Raw genomic sequence first — 15,212 nt, forward strand, 5'->3', positions numbered from 1 at the left:
AAAGCGCTCGGGAAGAAATGATCGATAAAAGATGAGTTGCATCAGGAACAAGCCGGAAAATGGCAAGCTGCGCTCTTATTCAGAGCGCAGCCTCATCTCGGGATCCGATCACAATTTGGTCACGTGCTCCGGATCAGCTGAGGCCAGCGCTGCGGCGCGCTCGGGCTTCGGCGGATAGATCCAGACGGTGTTGATCTCCTGCTTGGTCGCCTTCGCTTTCTCCCCGACCATCTCCACCTTGCGATCCCATCCTCGCGTAAAGAGGGCTCCGGCATCGCCGAGGTCGAGGCAGGTGACATAGGCTTCCTGATGATATTGCCGTGCTGGCACGCCCAACAGTTCAGCGGCGGCGTTGTTGCCGGCGAAGGCGCCCATGCGTGTGGCGTGCTGGCAGGACATCAGTGCGTAGTTGCCGCAGTCGTCGCAAGCGGCGCGCGCCGCATCCCCGGTGGCAAAGACGCCGGGTACGGACGGCACGCGCAGGCAGCCATCGACAAGTAGCCGGTCGAACTTGTCACGCTCGCCGGGAATTTTGGTGGTCAGCGGATTGGCACGTATGCCTGCCGCCCAGATGACGGTCATGGTTTCGATATGCTCGCCGGTACTCAGCGTAACTCCGAATCTATCCAGCGATAAAACGCCGGCATTGAGCCTCGTTTCCACGCCGAGCTTGCGAAGTGCTTCCTCGATGATCGGCCGCGGACCTTCGCCCATGTCGGGGGCTACCGCGCTGCTGCGGTCGACGATAATGACACGTGGATTGGCGGTATTGTCGAACAGGGTCCGCAGCCGCGAAGGCATCTCGGTCGCCGCCTCGATACCTGTGAAACCGGCGCCGGCAACAACGATTGTGTCGCGCGCGGCCGAGGCCGGCATCTTCGCAAGCTCGTGCAGGTGGCGATCAAGGGCAATAGCGTCATCGACGTTATCGACGCTGAAGGCGTATTCGGCGAGGCCGGGAATATTCGGACGGAACAGCCGGCTGCCGGTGGCGAGCACAAGGCGATGATACTGAAGGGACCTTCGTTCGCCCTTGGCATTGACGACGTCTACGGTGCAGGCCCTCGTGTCGACCGCTTCAACGCTGCCCTGCACGTAGGCGACATCGACGGCATCGAATACATCCTGCAAAGGTGCCGTCAGGCTCTCGGGCTTCGGCTCATAAAGCCGGGGGCGGATGACGAGCGTCGGTTCCGGGGACACCAGCGCGATTTCGAGCTCTTCGGGCGAAACGCCTTCGATATCGCGCAGGCGGGCTGCGGAAAGTGCAGCGTACATGCCGGCGAATCCGGCGCCTACAATCACAAGTCTCATGTTATTCACTCCGCGGTTTGTAGTTTCAAAGGGCCGCGCGTCATCGTTGCCGCTCCCGATGGGCGGCGAGATGGTCGGTAACGATGGCGCGCGGATTGGTGAAGCGATGTCGCTCAGGCGGTGATGAAGGCCAGCATGTCGGCATTGACGACATCTGCATGGGTCGTGCACAGCCCATGCGGCAGTTTCTCGTAGATTTTCAGCGTGCCGGCCTGCAGGAGCTTCGCCGACAATGGGGCGGCAGCACCGATGGGAACGATCTGGTCGTCATCGCCATGCAGCACCAGCGTTGGCACGGTGATGCTCTTCAGGTCCTCGGTGAAATCCGTCTCCGAGAATGCCTTAATGCCTTCGTAATGCGCTTTCGCGCCGCCCATCATGCCCTGACGCCACCAATTTGAGATCACCGCCTGCGACGGCTCGGCACCCGGGCGGTTGTAGCCGTAGAAGGGGCCGCTCGGAAAATCGCGGTAGAACTGCGAACGGTTGGCAGCAAGCTGGCTGCGCAATCCGTCGAACGCCTCGATCGGCAAACCGCCGGGATTGGCGCCGGTCTTCAACATCAATGGCGGCACGGCCGCAATCAGGATCAGTTTGGTAACGCGACCTTTGCCGTACCGCGCGACATACCGCGCGGCTTCACCGCCGCCGGTAGAGTGGCCGACATGGATCGCGTTACGAAGATCGAGGTAGTCGATCATTGCGGCAACATCGGAGGCGTAGTGATCCATGTCATGACCGTCGCTCACCTGGCTCGATCGGCCGTGGCCGCGTCGATCATGAGCGATCACGCGAAAGCCTTTGCCGAGGAAGAAGAGCATTTGATTATCCCAATCGTCGGAGCTGAGGGGCCAGCCATGGTGAAAGACGATCGGCTGAGCGGACTTCGGTCCCCAGTCCTTGTAAAAGAGCTGAACACCGTCGCTGGTTGTAATGGAGGTCATTGTGCTGATCCTTTGGAGAATATTTGTTTCGGCGCCCGTCATCGCTGACGGACAGTTGCTAAAATCGGATATGTAAGCCGCTACGGGTCGCTTCGTTGCGACCGACCCGTAATCGGTGTCCCAGACCATCCTTTGTCTCCGCAGGATCCATTGGCATGGGCGCAATGCTGGTTTAGCGAAACACGTCTACGGCTGCGCCAGAGGGATTGGCGCCATTGCAGAGCAATTGCGGTTTAGCGGGTGCGCCGCAGTTCATCGCCCGGCGTTTTACTGGTCAGCTTCGGCAATGTGGCGGCCAAGGCTGTTTGCGAGGCGCAGTCAAGTGAGACTGCGACCAACGCCATGCCAGGGGATTGCGCGGCATGGTCGTCGCGTAGTCGAGCCGATGGCGTGGAAGCGAAGAACGGAACCGTCCGGATCTGAGGCGAGGGCGAAAGGAGATTACGGTCAGCCGTGGCGGCGGCGCCAATCAGTCGGTGTTTCACCGATCAATTTTCGGAATGCAGCTGCAAATGCTGTTTGCGAGGCATAACCAAGGGAGGCTGCGACCAACGCGATCGAATTTTGAGGATCGCGCAGCATGTTTATGGCTTGCTCGAGCCGATATTGACGCAACCAGTTGTGAGGCGAAAGCCCCGTGCTTTCCTTGAAAGCGCGACAGAAATGAAAACGCGACAGCCCGGAATCGGCAGCGAGGGCGCCGAGGGAGACGTCCGCGTCGGCGTCCGACCGCAATCGTTCGATGGCCCGGCGCAGAACGCTCGGCGCGAGGCCGCCGAGCGCCGGCTGATAGCTCGGTGCCTTGCCTGTGTGCGCAGCCAGCAGGCGCGTGGCCAGAAGGTCGGTCAACTGCTGCCTGAACAGTGTATCCAGTGCCGTATTGCCTTCTAGGACGTCGGCTGCGCTCAGGAGCAATCGGGATGTAATGAGGTCCGGATGCGCCGTTCGCTCCAAGAGATCGGTCGGCGTGAAAGTATCGGTTTCGTCGGCGATGCGCGTCAGTGTCGTGCGGGGAAGATAAAGCTGAACGACGTCAACCGGTTTTGGAATATCCCATCGGGAGCTTGATCCAGCTGGGATGATGATCACAACCCCGCGACGAAACGTTCCGCTCTCGATCGATCTTCCGGACCGCCGTTCCATGCGCTGTATCGCGCCGTTGTAAGCCATGATGACGTGGTCGGTCATGGGCTCGACGACATCATGCAAGGGGCCATGATTCCAGTGGGCGATTGCACCGCCGGAGGGGTCTGCCGCAAGATGAATTGGCGCAGTCCTCAGAACGCGCGACATCTCGTTTGCAGGATTGTGGTCAGCAGCCGGCATTTCGTCCCGGCGAGCCTCGATTGTCTCATCCGGCGAGCTCTCGAGAGGATCGCTGGAGCAAGGCAAGCTCATGGTTGCGCGCTCGTTGACAGGCGCTGCTTATGTGCGATCCCGATAACAATCGCGGGCTCATTGAGCGTCCGCCTATGGTGGCCGACATCGTCAGTCCTACTACCCATGACATGCCCCAAATGTCGAGCGATTCCGCCGTGCTTTTGCCTATTCGCGTTGTGTGATGCCAAGTAAATATCAAAACTTTCGAGGGGAAAAACCTATTCTCTAGGATAGGTTGCCTTCGCCACTGGACCTCGCTCTCAACCGGTAAAATTTAAATGTTTGCATAGCGCCACGATTGACGCCCTTGCGCCAACGCACGGCAAGGGACCGTATGGGTTCCGAAACTCATGTGTTTCCGAATCTCGATTTCATCTCGAAATCCTGGTGCAGCAGCGAATGACTGATGCTCAAACATTTTTAGCTCGCCACTTTTTGGCGATGAGCTTCAACTCTCGCATCAAGGGCGATCGGTTCCGACCTCCGAGTGGGTGGGCGCATCGACTTCCTGTTCGGCGAACCTGGCGAGAGCTTCGCTGAATTCGTCGGCAAGCCAGACCCCCACCATAAATCTATATAGCACTTCGGAATCCCGAAATTGGCTGCGGTTTTGAAATCGTTGGATGTTTCCCCGCGGCGACACCGCCCAAAACGCGACGAATTTCGGAATCCCGAAGCGGGGGAATTTCGGGATCCCGAAGTGGGATTTTTTCTTTATGGCGATGCTGACGCGTATGTCGGCAGCAATCGGCGCGGCATCCGACGGAAGAAACCGAGTCGGTCGGAGGCTCAGCGATTACAGCGCCTTCCACCTCGACGCCGGTTTAGAAGATCAAGATTGTAATTTATTTTGGTTGATTGGTTCGTTTGTGAACCTATTGTCGAGGCAAAAGGACGCGTCTTCGGATCCCGAATGTTCAGTTTATCGCAGCACAAACTCCGTCGACCGACACAGATCCGCACCCGGCGCGTCGATACCGGCGCTGCAGCCGGGTTGCCAGCATCGCCCATGACTTCCTGATTGCTCCCAACACCAACTGAGGTCTCCCATGCGCATCGCCGTCGGTGGCATTCATACCGAGTGCAGCACATACAATCCCGTCCTGAACGAGGAGAAGGATTTTCGAGTCTTGCGCGGCGAGGCGCTGCTGGCCGCGCCCTATTTCGCCTTCCTCAGGGATTACGATGCCGAGTTCCTGCCGACGATCCATGCCCGGGCTATTGCCGGCGGCCCGGTTTCGCGCGCCACCTACGAAGCCTTCAAGGGCGAATTCCTCGAGCGGCTGAAGCCGATGCTGCCGCTCGACGGTCTCTATCTCGCCATGCACGGCGCCATGTATGTCGAGGGCATGGAGGATGCCGAGGGCGACTGGATCAGTGCGGCCCGCGCGCTGGTCGGCGAGGATTGCACGGTCTCGGCGAGCTACGACCTGCACGGCAACGTCACCCAGCGCATCATCGATGCGCTCGACATCTATTCCACCTATCGCACCGCGCCGCATATCGATGTCGAGGAGACGATGCGCCGCTCCGTCTCCATGCTGGTCAAGAGCCTGAAAACCGGCGAGAGGCCGCTCGTTCTCTGGGCGCCGATCCCGGTGGTGCTGCCCGGCGAGCGCACCAGCACCGTCGATGAGCCGGCAAAGAGCCTCTATGATATGCTACCCGGGATCGATGCGATCGACGGCGTCTGGGATGCATCGCTGATGGTCGGCTATGTCTGGGCCGATGAACCGCGCGCCACCGCCGCCGCCATCATGACCGGCACCGACCGCGCCGTGCTGGAGCGTGAGGCCAAACGTCTCGCGAGGGCTTATTGGGATGCGCGCGAGGACTTTGTCTTCGGCTGCGAGACCGGCTCGCTCGAAGAATGCGTCGCCAAGGCGATCGCAAGCCCGACCGCGCCAGTGGTGCTTGCCGAATCCGGCGACAATCCGACCGGCGGCGGTGTCGGGGACCGAGCCGATGTGCTGGCCGAACTGATCGCCAGGGCGGCCACCGGCGTCGTCTTTGCCGGCATTGCCGACAAGGCGGCGACCGAGGCCTGTTATGCCGCCGGCATCGGCGCGGACCTGGCCCTCAGCGTCGGCGCCTCGCTCGACACCAAGGGTAGCAAACCCGTTCACGGCCGCTTCACGGTCAAGTTCCTGCACGAAACTTCGGATCCGAGCGACCGGCAGGCGGTGGTTTCGACCGGCGGCATCGATCTGGTGCTTTCCGCCAAGCGCCGGCCCTATCACAATATCGCCGATTTCACCCGGCTCGGCCTCGACCCGCACCGGGCGAAGATCATCGTCGTCAAATCGGGCTATCTCTCGCCGGAACTGGCGCCGATTGCCAATCCGAACTTGATGGCGCTATCAACAGGTGTCGTCGACCAGTTCGTCGAGCGCCTGCCGCGGCTGCGCAAGCAGCATCCGACCTACCCCTTCGACAAGGATTTCGCCTTCGAGCCGCAGGTCTTTCTCTCCGCACGCTCGACGCCGGCCTGAGTTCCACCTGAACCAATTGCGTTTTCTGGATGATATTGTCGATCGCGGCGGCGCCCTGTCACCGCGATCGACTGTATTTCCATATCGCGGCGACAGCGGGATCTGAGCAAAAAACGGGCAGATTTCGATTTGCACAAAAAAGCGCTTGACGGTCGGCGCGATTTGGTTTGCTCTGAACCAATAGAAAATTGGTACGGACCATTTAAGCGAATGCCGATAGATGAGACGCAGGGCAATTCGAATTATGCGCTGGAGAGGCTGAGGGCTCTGCTGCGGTCCGACAGTCTCGACGCCGACGGCAGGCTGCCGACCGAGCGCACCCTTTCGGAAATGCTTGGCGTCGGCCGCCGTGCCGTCCGCCGCGCCCTCGAAGTGCTGGAGGCCGAGGGCCGCATCTGGCGCCGCCAAGGCTCCGGCACCTATGCCGGCCCGCGCCCCGACGGCTGGAGCGATCATGTCGGCTCGATCGTTGCCGGCACCGATCTCATGGAAGTGATGGAAGTGCGCCTGCGCATCGAGCCGCAGCTCGCCCAGCTTGCCGCCATGCGCGCCAAGGCCGCCGATATCGAGCGCATGTACGAACTGGTGAAGAAGATCTACGAAAGCACCGATGCCGACGGGCGCGAACTCTGGGACGGGGCGCTGCACCGCCAGATTGCCCAATGCGCCGGCAACGGTTTCTTCCTCACCATCTTCGATGTCATCAACCGGGTGCGCCAGGACGAGGCCTGGCAGACGATCCGCGAGCGCGCCCGCAGTGCCAGCCGGACGCGGCCCGTCACCTTTAACCAGCACACGGCGATCGTCGATGCGATCGCCGCCCGCGATCCGGCCAGGGCGGGCGAAGCGATGCGCCAGCATCTGCTGACGCTGCAGGAAAGCCTCGTCCGCATCACCTCGCTCGACCACAGCGAAATGGAGGTCGACAAGACCCTCGCCTAAGCCGGGAAGTGAACCGGGAGAAAAAATAAGGGCGGGCCATAACCGCCGGAATGGAAGCAAAAACCAAACAAAAATAGACAGAGGAGAATGGAATGAAGATCGCCAAATTGCTGACCACCGCCGTTGCCGGCGCACTGTTTGCCCTTCCTGCCTTCGCCGTCGATCTGAAGATCGGCCTGCAGGACGATGCCGACGTGCTCGATCCCGCGCAGTCGCGCACCTTCGTCGGCCGCATCGTCTATACCGCGATGTGCGACAAGCTGGTCGACGTCTCACCGGATCTGAAGATCGTGCCGCAGCTTGCCACCGAATGGAGCTGGTCGGCCGATGGCAAAGAGCTCACCATGAAGCTTCGCCAAGGCGTCAAGTTCCATGACGAGACCCCCTTCAACGCCGAAGCCGTCGTCGCCACCATCGAGCGCAATATCACCCTGCCGGAATCACGTCGCAAGAGCGAGCTAGCCTCGGTCGCAAAGGTCGAGGCGGCAAGCGAATACGAGGTCAAGTTCACCCTCAAGGCGCCTGATGTCACCCTTCTTGCCCAGCTTTCCGACCGCGCCGGCATGATCGTCTCGCCGAAGGCCGCCAAGGAACTCGGCGCAAAGTTCGGCGATCACCCGGTCTGCGCCGGTCCGTTCAAGTTTGTCGAGCGCGTCCAGCAAGACCGCATCGTGCTCGAAAAGTTCCAGGACTACTGGAACAAGGACAAGATCTTCATCGACAAGCTCACCTATCTGCCGATCCCGGATACGACGGTGCGCCTCGCCAATCTGCGGTCCGGCGATCTCGACATGATCGAGCGCCTGGCCGCGACCGACGCGGAAGCCGTGAAGTCCGATTCGAGCCTGGTCTATGCCGATGCCGTCGGCACCGGCTACATGGCGCTCTACACCAATATCGGCAACGGCGCACGCGCCGACAATCCGTTCGGCAAGGACAAGCGCCTGCGCCAGGCCTTCTCGCTGGCGATCGACCGCGATGCCGTCAACCAGATCGTCTATGAGGGCACGGCGGTTGCCGGCAACCAGCCCTTTCCCCCGAGCAGCCCGTGGTTCGACAAGGATATTGCCGTCCCCGCCCGCGATCTCGACAAGGCCAAGGCGCTGATCAAGGAAGCTGGCTTCGACCGCGTGCCGATCGAACTGCAGATCCCGAACAATCCCGTTGCCATGCAGATGATGCAGATCATCCAGTCGATGGTCGGCGAAGCCGGCTTCGACGTCAGCCTGAAATCGACGGAATTCGCCACGCTGCTGAGCGAGCAGACGGCCGGCAACTATCAGCTCAGCCGTTCCGACTGGTCCGGCCGCGTCGATCCCGACGGCAACATCCATCAGTTCATCACCTGCAAGGGCGGCATCAACGACACGAAATACTGCAACGCCGAGGTGGACAAGCTGCTGAACGAAGCCCGTGCATCGACCGACGAGGCCGTGCGCAAACAGAAGTATGATGCCGCCGCCGTCATCCTCAACGGCGATCTGCCGATCATCTATCTCGGCCATCAGTCCTGGATCTGGGCGCTGCACAAGAACATCACCGGCTTCGTTCCGTCGCCGGATGGCATGATCCGCCTCGTCGGCGTCAAGAAAGCCGGCTGATCCCTAGAGCATGATGCCGAAAAGTGTGAGCGGTTTTCGGACGACATCATGCTCTACTTTTTGATCCAGCAAATCATGCGGCGGAAACCTCCGCCGCATGACCCCAGTCGTGTCAGGATCGCCCATGTACACCTACATCGCCAAACGGCTCTTGGTCGCCATACCGACGCTTTTGATCATTTCGGTCTTCGTCTTCTCGCTGCAGAAGCTGCTGCCCGGCGACCCGATCCTTGCCATGGCCGGCGAGGAACGCGACCCGCAGGTTCTCGAATTCCTGCGCGAGAAATACCGGTTGAACGATCCCGTGCCCTATCAATACGTCCGCTGGCTGGGTGCGGCACTGCAGGGCGACCTCGGCATCTCGCTGCGCACCAACCAGCCGGTTCTGCAGCTCATCGGCGAAAAGCTGCCGGTCACCATCCAGCTCGCCATCATGTCGATGATCTTCGCCTTTGTCATCGGCGTGCCGATGGGCATCCTGGCGGCCGTCAAGAAGAACACGATGATCGACTATCTCGCCAACATCATCGCGCTGACCGGTCTGTCGATCCCGAATTTCTGGCTCGGCATCATGCTGATCCTGCTGGTTTCGGTCAATCTCGGCTGGCTGCCGGCATCCGGCTACGAACCCTTCTTCAGCAACCCGCTGCGTTCGCTGGAAACTATGCTGATGCCCTCCTTCGTGCTCGGCAATGCGCTGGCTGCGACGCTGATGCGGCATACCCGCTCGGCAATGCTCAGCGTGCTGAGCGCCGATTATATCCGCACCGCCCGCGCCAAGGGACTGCCGGAAAGCACCGTCGTGCTCGAGCACAGCTTCCGCAACGCGATGCTGCCGATCGTGACGCTGACCGCCCTTCTTTTCGGCGAACTGCTTGCCGGCGCCGTGCTGACCGAGCAGATCTTCACCATTCCGGGTTTCGGAAAGCTCATCGTCGACGCCGTCTTCAACCGTGACTACGCCGTCGTTCAGGGTGTGGTGATCTGCACGGCGATCGGCTTCATCTTGATGAACCTCGTGGCCGACATTCTCTACGTCCTGCTCAATCCGCGCATGAGGGCTGCCCTATGACCGCGATCGGAGAAACCGGCATTCCCTCCGCGATCGACCGTACGCCGAGCCGCGCCTGGCGCAAGCTGAAGGCCAACAAGGGCGCCCTCGTCGGCCTGGCGATCATCGCCTTCTTTGCGATCCTCGCCGTTGCCGCCCCCATTCTTCCGATTCCCGATCCGAACGCCACAAGCTGGTCGGCAATCCGCAAGGCGCCCTCCGCCGCCCATTGGCTCGGCACCGACGACATCGGCCGCGACATTCTTTCCCGGATGATCTGGGGTGCGCAGGCCTCGCTGATGGCCGGCGTCTTCTCGGTCGCCATTGCCGTTGTCATCGGCGTGCCTTTCGGCCTGATCTCCGGTTATTTCGGCGGCTGGATCGACATGGTGATCTCCCGCATCACCGAAGCCTTTCTGGCCATGCCTTTCCTCATCACCGCCATCGCGCTTGCCGCCTTTCTCGGTCCGAGCCTGACCAATGCGATGATTGCGATCGGCCTTTCGGCCATGCCGGTCTTCGTGCGGCTGACGCGCGGCCAGGTGCTTTCGGTCAAAACCGAGGAATATGTCGAGGGCGCCCGCTCGATCGGCCTCCGGTCCTCGAGCATCATCACCCGCTATATCCTGCCGAATGTTTTTGCGCCGATCCTCGTACAGGCGACATTGACCATCGCAACGGCGATCATCGCCGAGGCGAGCCTCTCCTTTCTTGGCCTCGGACAGCAGCCGCCGGCGCCGAGCTGGGGCTCGATGCTGAACGTCGCCAAGAATTTCCTCTCCCAGGCGCCATGGATGGCGATGTGGCCGGGTGCCGCGATCTTCCTCGTCGTCATCGGTTTCAATCTTTTAGGCGACGGCCTGCGCGATGCGCTCGATCCGCGCGAAGCATGATTTCTTGAAAGGACATTCGATATGACCGCATTCACGACCCGCCCCGAGATCCTCGGCACATTCGGCGTCGTCACCTCGACGCACTGGATCGCCTCGGCTGTCGGCATGAGCATTCTCGAAAAGGGCGGCAACGCTTTCGATGCGGCAGTGGCGACGGGTTTCGTGCTGCAGATCGTCGAGCCGCATCTTTGCGGCCCGGGCGGCGACCTGCCGGCGGTGATCTATTCGAAGAAAAAGGACAAGGTCGAGGTCATCTGCGCGCAAGGGCCTGCCCCCGCCGGTGCGACGATCGAACACTATACGGCGGAAGGCCTGAGCCTGATCCCCGGCGACGGGCTGCTTGCGACCGTCATCCCCGGCTCCTTCGATGGCTGGATGCTGATGCTGCGCGACTATGGCTCGATGAGCGTGCGCGATGTGCTGGAACCGGCGATCTATTACGCCGAGCACGGCCATCCGATGCTGCCGCGCGTCTCCGCCACGATCAAGGGGCTTGCCGCCTTCTTCCAGAAGGAATGGCCAACCTCCTACGAGACATGGCTGCCAGGCGGCAGCGCCCCCGAAGCGCATGCGAATTTCAGGAACCCGGTGCTTGCCGAAACCTGGAAGCGCGTCATTGCCGAGGCGGAAGCGAAAAGCGGCCGGGAAGCGCAGGTCGAGGCGGCCCGCGACGCCTTCTATCGCGGCTTCGTCGCCGAGAAAATCGACGATTATCTGAAGACCGCAGAGGTGATGGATGCAAGCGGCAATCGCCACAAGGGCGTTTTGACCGCCAACGACATGGCGAACTGGTCGGCGACGATCGAGGAGCCGCTGACCTATGATTATCATGGCTGGACGATCGCCAAGATCGGCCCCTGGGGCCAGGGTCCGGTCTTCCTGCAGACCCTGTCGATCCTCAAAGGCTTCGATCTCGCCGCGATGGATCCCGCCGGCGCCGATTTCGTCCATACCGTCGTCGAAGCGATGAAGCTCGCCTTCGCCGACCGCGAAGTCTATTACGGCGATCCTGACTTTTCGGAGGTTCCCATCGCGCATCTGCTGTCGGAGACCTATGCCGCCGAGCGCCGCAAGCTGGTCGGTCCGGACGCCTCCTTCGATCTTCGCCCCGGCATCGTGCCTGGCTTCGAAGCGCAGCATGATCTGACGATGAAGATGCTCGGCGCGGATTCCAAGACCGGCGCCGTCTACGAGCCGACCATGGCGCATCTTTCCGAAAAGCGCGGCGACACCGTGCATATCGACGTGATCGACCGCGACGGCAACATGGTCTCCGTCACGCCATCAGGCGGCTGGCTGCAATCCTCCCCGACCGTGCCCGGCCTCGGCTTCTGCCTCAATTCCCGCGCCCAGATGTTCTGGCTGAAATCAGGCCTGCCGACGTCGCTTGCGCCCGGCAAGCGGCCGCGCACGACGCTGACGCCGTCGCTCGGCCTCTATGAGGGCCGACCGACGCTCGCCTTCGGCACGCCTGGCGGCGATCAGCAGGAGCAGTGGCAGCTTTCCTTCTTCCTGCGGTATGCGCACCACAAGCTGAACCTGCAGGCGGCGATCGACCAGCCCTTGTTCCACACTTCGCATTTTCCGGGCTCCTTCTATCCGCGCACCCGAGAGCCCGGCAGCCTGATGGCGGAAGCGAATTTCGGCCCTGAAGTCCTCGATGCCCTGCGCCGCAAGGGCCACACGCTGACGGTCGCCGATCCCTGGACGATCGGCCGGCTGACCGCCGCGAGACGCGATGCCGATGGACTGCTGCGCGCCGCAGCCACCCCGCGCCTGATGCAGGCCTATGCGATCGGGAGATAGCCATGACCTGGTCCATCGTCGCCCGTGATCCCGTGACCGGTCATCTCGGCATCGCCGTCGCGAGCCGCTTCTTTGCCGTCGGCGCCCTTGTGCCGCATATTCGCGGCGGCATCGGCGCCGTCGCCACCCAGGCCTTCGTCAGCCCGCTTTACGGCGTCGATGGCCTGTCGCTGCTGGCTGCAGGCAAGACGCCGGAGGAGATCATCGCCGGGCTGACTGCGCGCGACGCCGGCCGCAATCAGCGGCAGTTGCATCTCATCGATGCGAAGGGGCGCAACGCCGCCTTCACCGGTTCCGCATGCATCGACTGGGCGGGACATCTGATCGACGAAAACGTCTCGGTCGCCGGCAACATGCTCGCATGTCCTGACGTCGTCACTGAGACGCTTGCCACCTACAACAAGGCGATGGACAAGCCGCTGGCCGAACGCCTGCTCCTGGCGATGCAGGCAGGCGAGGATGCCGGCGGCGACAAACGCGGCAGGCAGTCCGCCGCCCTCGTCATCCATCGCGATCAGGATTATCCCTGGCTCAGCCTCCGCGCCGACGATCATCCCGATCCGCTCGCCGAGCTTGTCCGCCTGCATGCGGTGGCGGGTGAACGTTACCTGCATGTCGCGGAGACGATGGCGACGCGGCAAAATCCGAACGGCATGACGGACAGGCGCGAGATCGATGAAAAGATCGCGGCGCTGGAAGCGGCCCGCATCGCTGAAGGCAGGCCATCCGCCTCCTTTGCCACACCTTTGAAGACGTGACCCCAGACAAGAACAAGGGAACGACATGAGTGATGTTTCTTCGGCCTCCGCCTCCCCGGTTCTCTCGGTCAGGAACCTGACGACCTCTTTCCTTGTCGATGGCGACTGGAAGCCGGTGGTGCGCGATGTCTCCTTCGACGTCATGTCAGGCGAGACGGTGGCGATCGTCGGCGAAAGCGGCTCGGGCAAGAGCGTCACCTCCCTTTCGATCATGCGATTGCTCGCCAAGGGATCGAGCCGCATCGATGGCGCCATCACCTTGAACGGCAAGGATGTTCTCGCTCTTTCGGAAAAGGAGATGCGGCGGGTGCGCGGCAACGACGCCGCCATGATCTTCCAGGAGCCGATGACATCCCTCAACCCGATCTTCACCATCGGCCGCCAGATCTCCGAAGCGCTGACCTGCCACGGCGATATCGGCAAGGCTGAGGCGCGGGCCGAGACGATCAGGTTGCTGGAAAAGGTCCGCATCCCGAACGCCGCCTCGCGCTTCGATGAATATCCGCACCAGTTCTCAGGCGGCATGCGCCAGCGCGTGATGATCGCCATGGCGCTCGCCAGCCGGCCGAAATTGCTGATCGCCGATGAGCCGACGACAGCGCTCGACGTGACGATCCAGGGCCAGATCCTCGACCTGATCAAGATGCTGCAGGAAGAGGAGGGCATGTCCGTGCTCTTTATCACCCATGACATGGGCGTCGTCGCCGAAATCGCCGACCGCACCATCGTCATGTATCGCGGCGAGGCGGTGGAAACCGGCACGACCGATGACATCTTCCATCGCGGCAGGCATCCCTATACCCGCGCTCTGCTCTCGGCCGTGCCTCGCCTCGGCTCGATGGCCGACCGGAAATGGCCGCTGCGTTTCCCGGTCGTCGATACCACGACCGGCGAACGCCGCGAGCCGATCGAGGTGGCCGATACCGTCGACCGCCGCCGGACACCGATCCTCGAAGTCAAGAACCTCGTTACCCGTTTCGATATCCGCGGCGGCCTGCTCGGCCGCAAGACCGGCGCGATCCATGCGGTCGAGGACGTCTCCTTCGATCTCTTCCAGGGCGAGACGCTGTCGCTCGTCGGCGAATCCGGTTGCGGCAAGTCGACCACCGGCCGCTCGATCACCCGCCTCGTCCAGCCGAACGGCGGCAGCGTCAGCCTCGACGGCTATGACGTGCTGAGCCTTGACGCGGCCAGTCTCAGACGGATGCGCCGCAGCATCCAGATGATTTTTCAGGATCCCTTCGCCAGCCTCAACCCGCGCATGACCGTTGGCGCCGCCGTCGCCGAACCGATTACGGAGCATGGCCTCGGCACCGGCGCCCAGGCCCGCGACAAGGCGGCCGATCTTCTCGAACGCGTCGGGCTGAAACCCGACATGATGAAACGCTATCCGCATGAATTCTCCGGCGGTCAGCGGCAGCGCATCTGCATAGCCCGCGCGCTCGCACTCGATCCGAAGGTGATCGTCGCCGACGAAAGCGTTTCAGCCCTCGATGTCTCGATCAAGGCGCAGGTCTGCAATCTGCTGATGGACCTGCAGCAAAGCCTCAACCTCGCCTTCCTGTTCATTTCCCACGATATGGCGGTGGTCGAGCGCGTCAGCCACCGCGTCGCGGTGATGTATCTCGGCGAAATCGTCGAGATCGGCCCCCGCGCGGAACTGTTCAGCAACCCGCAGCACGCTTACACGAAGAAGCTGATGGCAGCCGTGCCTGTTCCCGATCCCTCACGGCGCGGCATCAAGCGCAACCTCGGAACCGACGAGCTCAAGAGCCCTGTCCGCCCGGTCGGCTACGTCGCGCCGCCACGCCGATACCGGGAAGTGACGGCAGGCCATCTGGTGCGGGTCGATGAAGCGGCCTGAGCGGGAAAACCCACTCTGTAGAGCATCTGAGGAGCCAAGTATTTCAGGAAATGAGCTGTGCCGACGAGGTGCAGATCACCCGTTTTGCTGCACCGCTTATATCACTTATCCTAGATATTATTTCACCCATAATTGTTAACGACCAATTCCACCCATTTGTGTTCTCT

General features: G+C 61.8%; 11 protein-coding genes. 8 read left to right on the plus strand and 3 right to left on the minus strand.

Going from position 1 to position 15,212, the window contains the following annotated elements; translation table 11 throughout:
• Positions 1-108 precede the first annotated feature (108 nt).
• From GFM02_RS07240 to GFM02_RS07250, 3 genes are all read right to left on the minus strand, one after another.
• Entirely contained in the window at positions 109-1,314 is a 1,206-nt protein-coding gene (locus GFM02_RS07240; RefSeq protein WP_168321265.1) for an NAD(P)/FAD-dependent oxidoreductase, read from the minus strand.
• 113 nt (positions 1,315-1,427) lie between these two features.
• A complete protein-coding gene (locus tag GFM02_RS07245) occupies positions 1,428-2,258 on the minus strand; it encodes an alpha/beta fold hydrolase (protein ID WP_020052076.1) in 831 nt (276 codons plus the stop codon).
• A gap of 447 nt (positions 2,259-2,705) precedes the next feature.
• The gene (locus GFM02_RS07250; protein WP_168321266.1) at positions 2,706-3,656 is read right to left on the minus strand and encodes a helix-turn-helix domain-containing protein; all 951 of its coding nucleotides are present in this window, start codon (positions 3,654-3,656) and stop codon (positions 2,706-2,708) included.
• Between the two features lie 1,031 nt (positions 3,657-4,687).
• Between GFM02_RS07250 and GFM02_RS07260 the strand changes: the two genes are divergently transcribed.
• From GFM02_RS07260 to GFM02_RS07295, 8 genes are all read left to right on the plus strand, one after another.
• Complete coding sequence (locus tag GFM02_RS07260) at positions 4,688-6,130, plus strand: M81 family metallopeptidase (protein ID WP_168321267.1); 1,443 nt, start codon at positions 4,688-4,690, stop codon at positions 6,128-6,130.
• Positions 6,131-6,340: 210 nt separating this feature from the next.
• The gene (locus tag GFM02_RS07265) at positions 6,341-7,072 is read left to right on the plus strand and encodes a FadR/GntR family transcriptional regulator (RefSeq protein ID WP_168321268.1); all 732 of its coding nucleotides are present in this window, start codon (positions 6,341-6,343) and stop codon (positions 7,070-7,072) included.
• A 92-nt stretch (positions 7,073-7,164) separates the two neighbouring features.
• Positions 7,165-8,673 carry an ABC transporter substrate-binding protein gene (locus GFM02_RS07270; protein ID WP_168321269.1) on the plus strand — a complete coding sequence of 503 codons (1,509 nt, stop codon included), beginning with the start codon at positions 7,165-7,167 and terminating at the stop codon, positions 8,671-8,673.
• A 124-nt stretch (positions 8,674-8,797) separates the two neighbouring features.
• Positions 8,798-9,745: an ABC transporter permease gene (locus GFM02_RS07275; RefSeq protein ID WP_131640854.1), complete on the plus strand. Its 948-nt coding sequence runs from the start codon at positions 8,798-8,800 to the stop codon at positions 9,743-9,745.
• A complete protein-coding gene (locus GFM02_RS07280; RefSeq protein ID WP_168321270.1) occupies positions 9,742-10,617 on the plus strand; it encodes an ABC transporter permease in 876 nt (291 codons plus the stop codon). Before GFM02_RS07275 ends, GFM02_RS07280 begins: the two co-directional genes overlap by 4 nt.
• Before the next feature lie 21 nt (positions 10,618-10,638).
• The gene (locus GFM02_RS07285; RefSeq protein ID WP_168321271.1) at positions 10,639-12,423 is read left to right on the plus strand and encodes a gamma-glutamyltransferase family protein; all 1,785 of its coding nucleotides are present in this window, start codon (positions 10,639-10,641) and stop codon (positions 12,421-12,423) included.
• A gap of 2 nt (positions 12,424-12,425) precedes the next feature.
• Positions 12,426-13,181 (plus strand): DUF1028 domain-containing protein, encoded by a 756-nt coding sequence (locus GFM02_RS07290; protein ID WP_168321272.1) that lies wholly within the window; start codon positions 12,426-12,428, stop codon positions 13,179-13,181.
• Between the two features lie 25 nt (positions 13,182-13,206).
• Positions 13,207-15,045 carry an ABC transporter ATP-binding protein gene (locus GFM02_RS07295; RefSeq protein ID WP_168321273.1) on the plus strand — a complete coding sequence of 613 codons (1,839 nt, stop codon included), beginning with the start codon at positions 13,207-13,209 and terminating at the stop codon, positions 15,043-15,045.
• The last annotated feature ends 167 nt before the right edge of the window (positions 15,046-15,212 follow it).

The organism is Rhizobium leguminosarum bv. viciae (assembly GCF_012276115.1).
GTDB lineage: Bacteria > Pseudomonadota > Alphaproteobacteria > Rhizobiales > Rhizobiaceae > Rhizobium > Rhizobium leguminosarum_T.

Bases quoted from the DNA above. Each gene is read 5' to 3' on its own strand.
- GFM02_RS07240 (WP_168321265.1), bottom strand. From the start codon at position 1,314: ATGAGACTTGTGATTGTAGGCGCCGGATTCGCCGGCATGTACGCTGCA.
- GFM02_RS07245 (WP_020052076.1), bottom strand. From the start codon at position 2,258: ATGACCTCCATTACAACCAGCGACGGTGTTCAGCTCTTTTACAAGGAC.
- GFM02_RS07250 (WP_168321266.1), bottom strand. From the start codon at position 3,656: ATGAGCTTGCCTTGCTCCAGCGATCCTCTCGAGAGCTCGCCGGATGAG.
- GFM02_RS07260 (WP_168321267.1), top strand. From the start codon at position 4,688: ATGCGCATCGCCGTCGGTGGCATTCATACCGAGTGCAGCACATACAAT.
- GFM02_RS07265 (WP_168321268.1), top strand. From the start codon at position 6,341: ATGCCGATAGATGAGACGCAGGGCAATTCGAATTATGCGCTGGAGAGG.
- GFM02_RS07270 (WP_168321269.1), top strand. From the start codon at position 7,165: ATGAAGATCGCCAAATTGCTGACCACCGCCGTTGCCGGCGCACTGTTT.
- GFM02_RS07275 (WP_131640854.1), top strand. From the start codon at position 8,798: ATGTACACCTACATCGCCAAACGGCTCTTGGTCGCCATACCGACGCTT.
- GFM02_RS07280 (WP_168321270.1), top strand. From the start codon at position 9,742: ATGACCGCGATCGGAGAAACCGGCATTCCCTCCGCGATCGACCGTACG.
- GFM02_RS07285 (WP_168321271.1), top strand. From the start codon at position 10,639: ATGACCGCATTCACGACCCGCCCCGAGATCCTCGGCACATTCGGCGTC.
- GFM02_RS07290 (WP_168321272.1), top strand. From the start codon at position 12,426: ATGACCTGGTCCATCGTCGCCCGTGATCCCGTGACCGGTCATCTCGGC.
- GFM02_RS07295 (WP_168321273.1), top strand. From the start codon at position 13,207: ATGAGTGATGTTTCTTCGGCCTCCGCCTCCCCGGTTCTCTCGGTCAGG.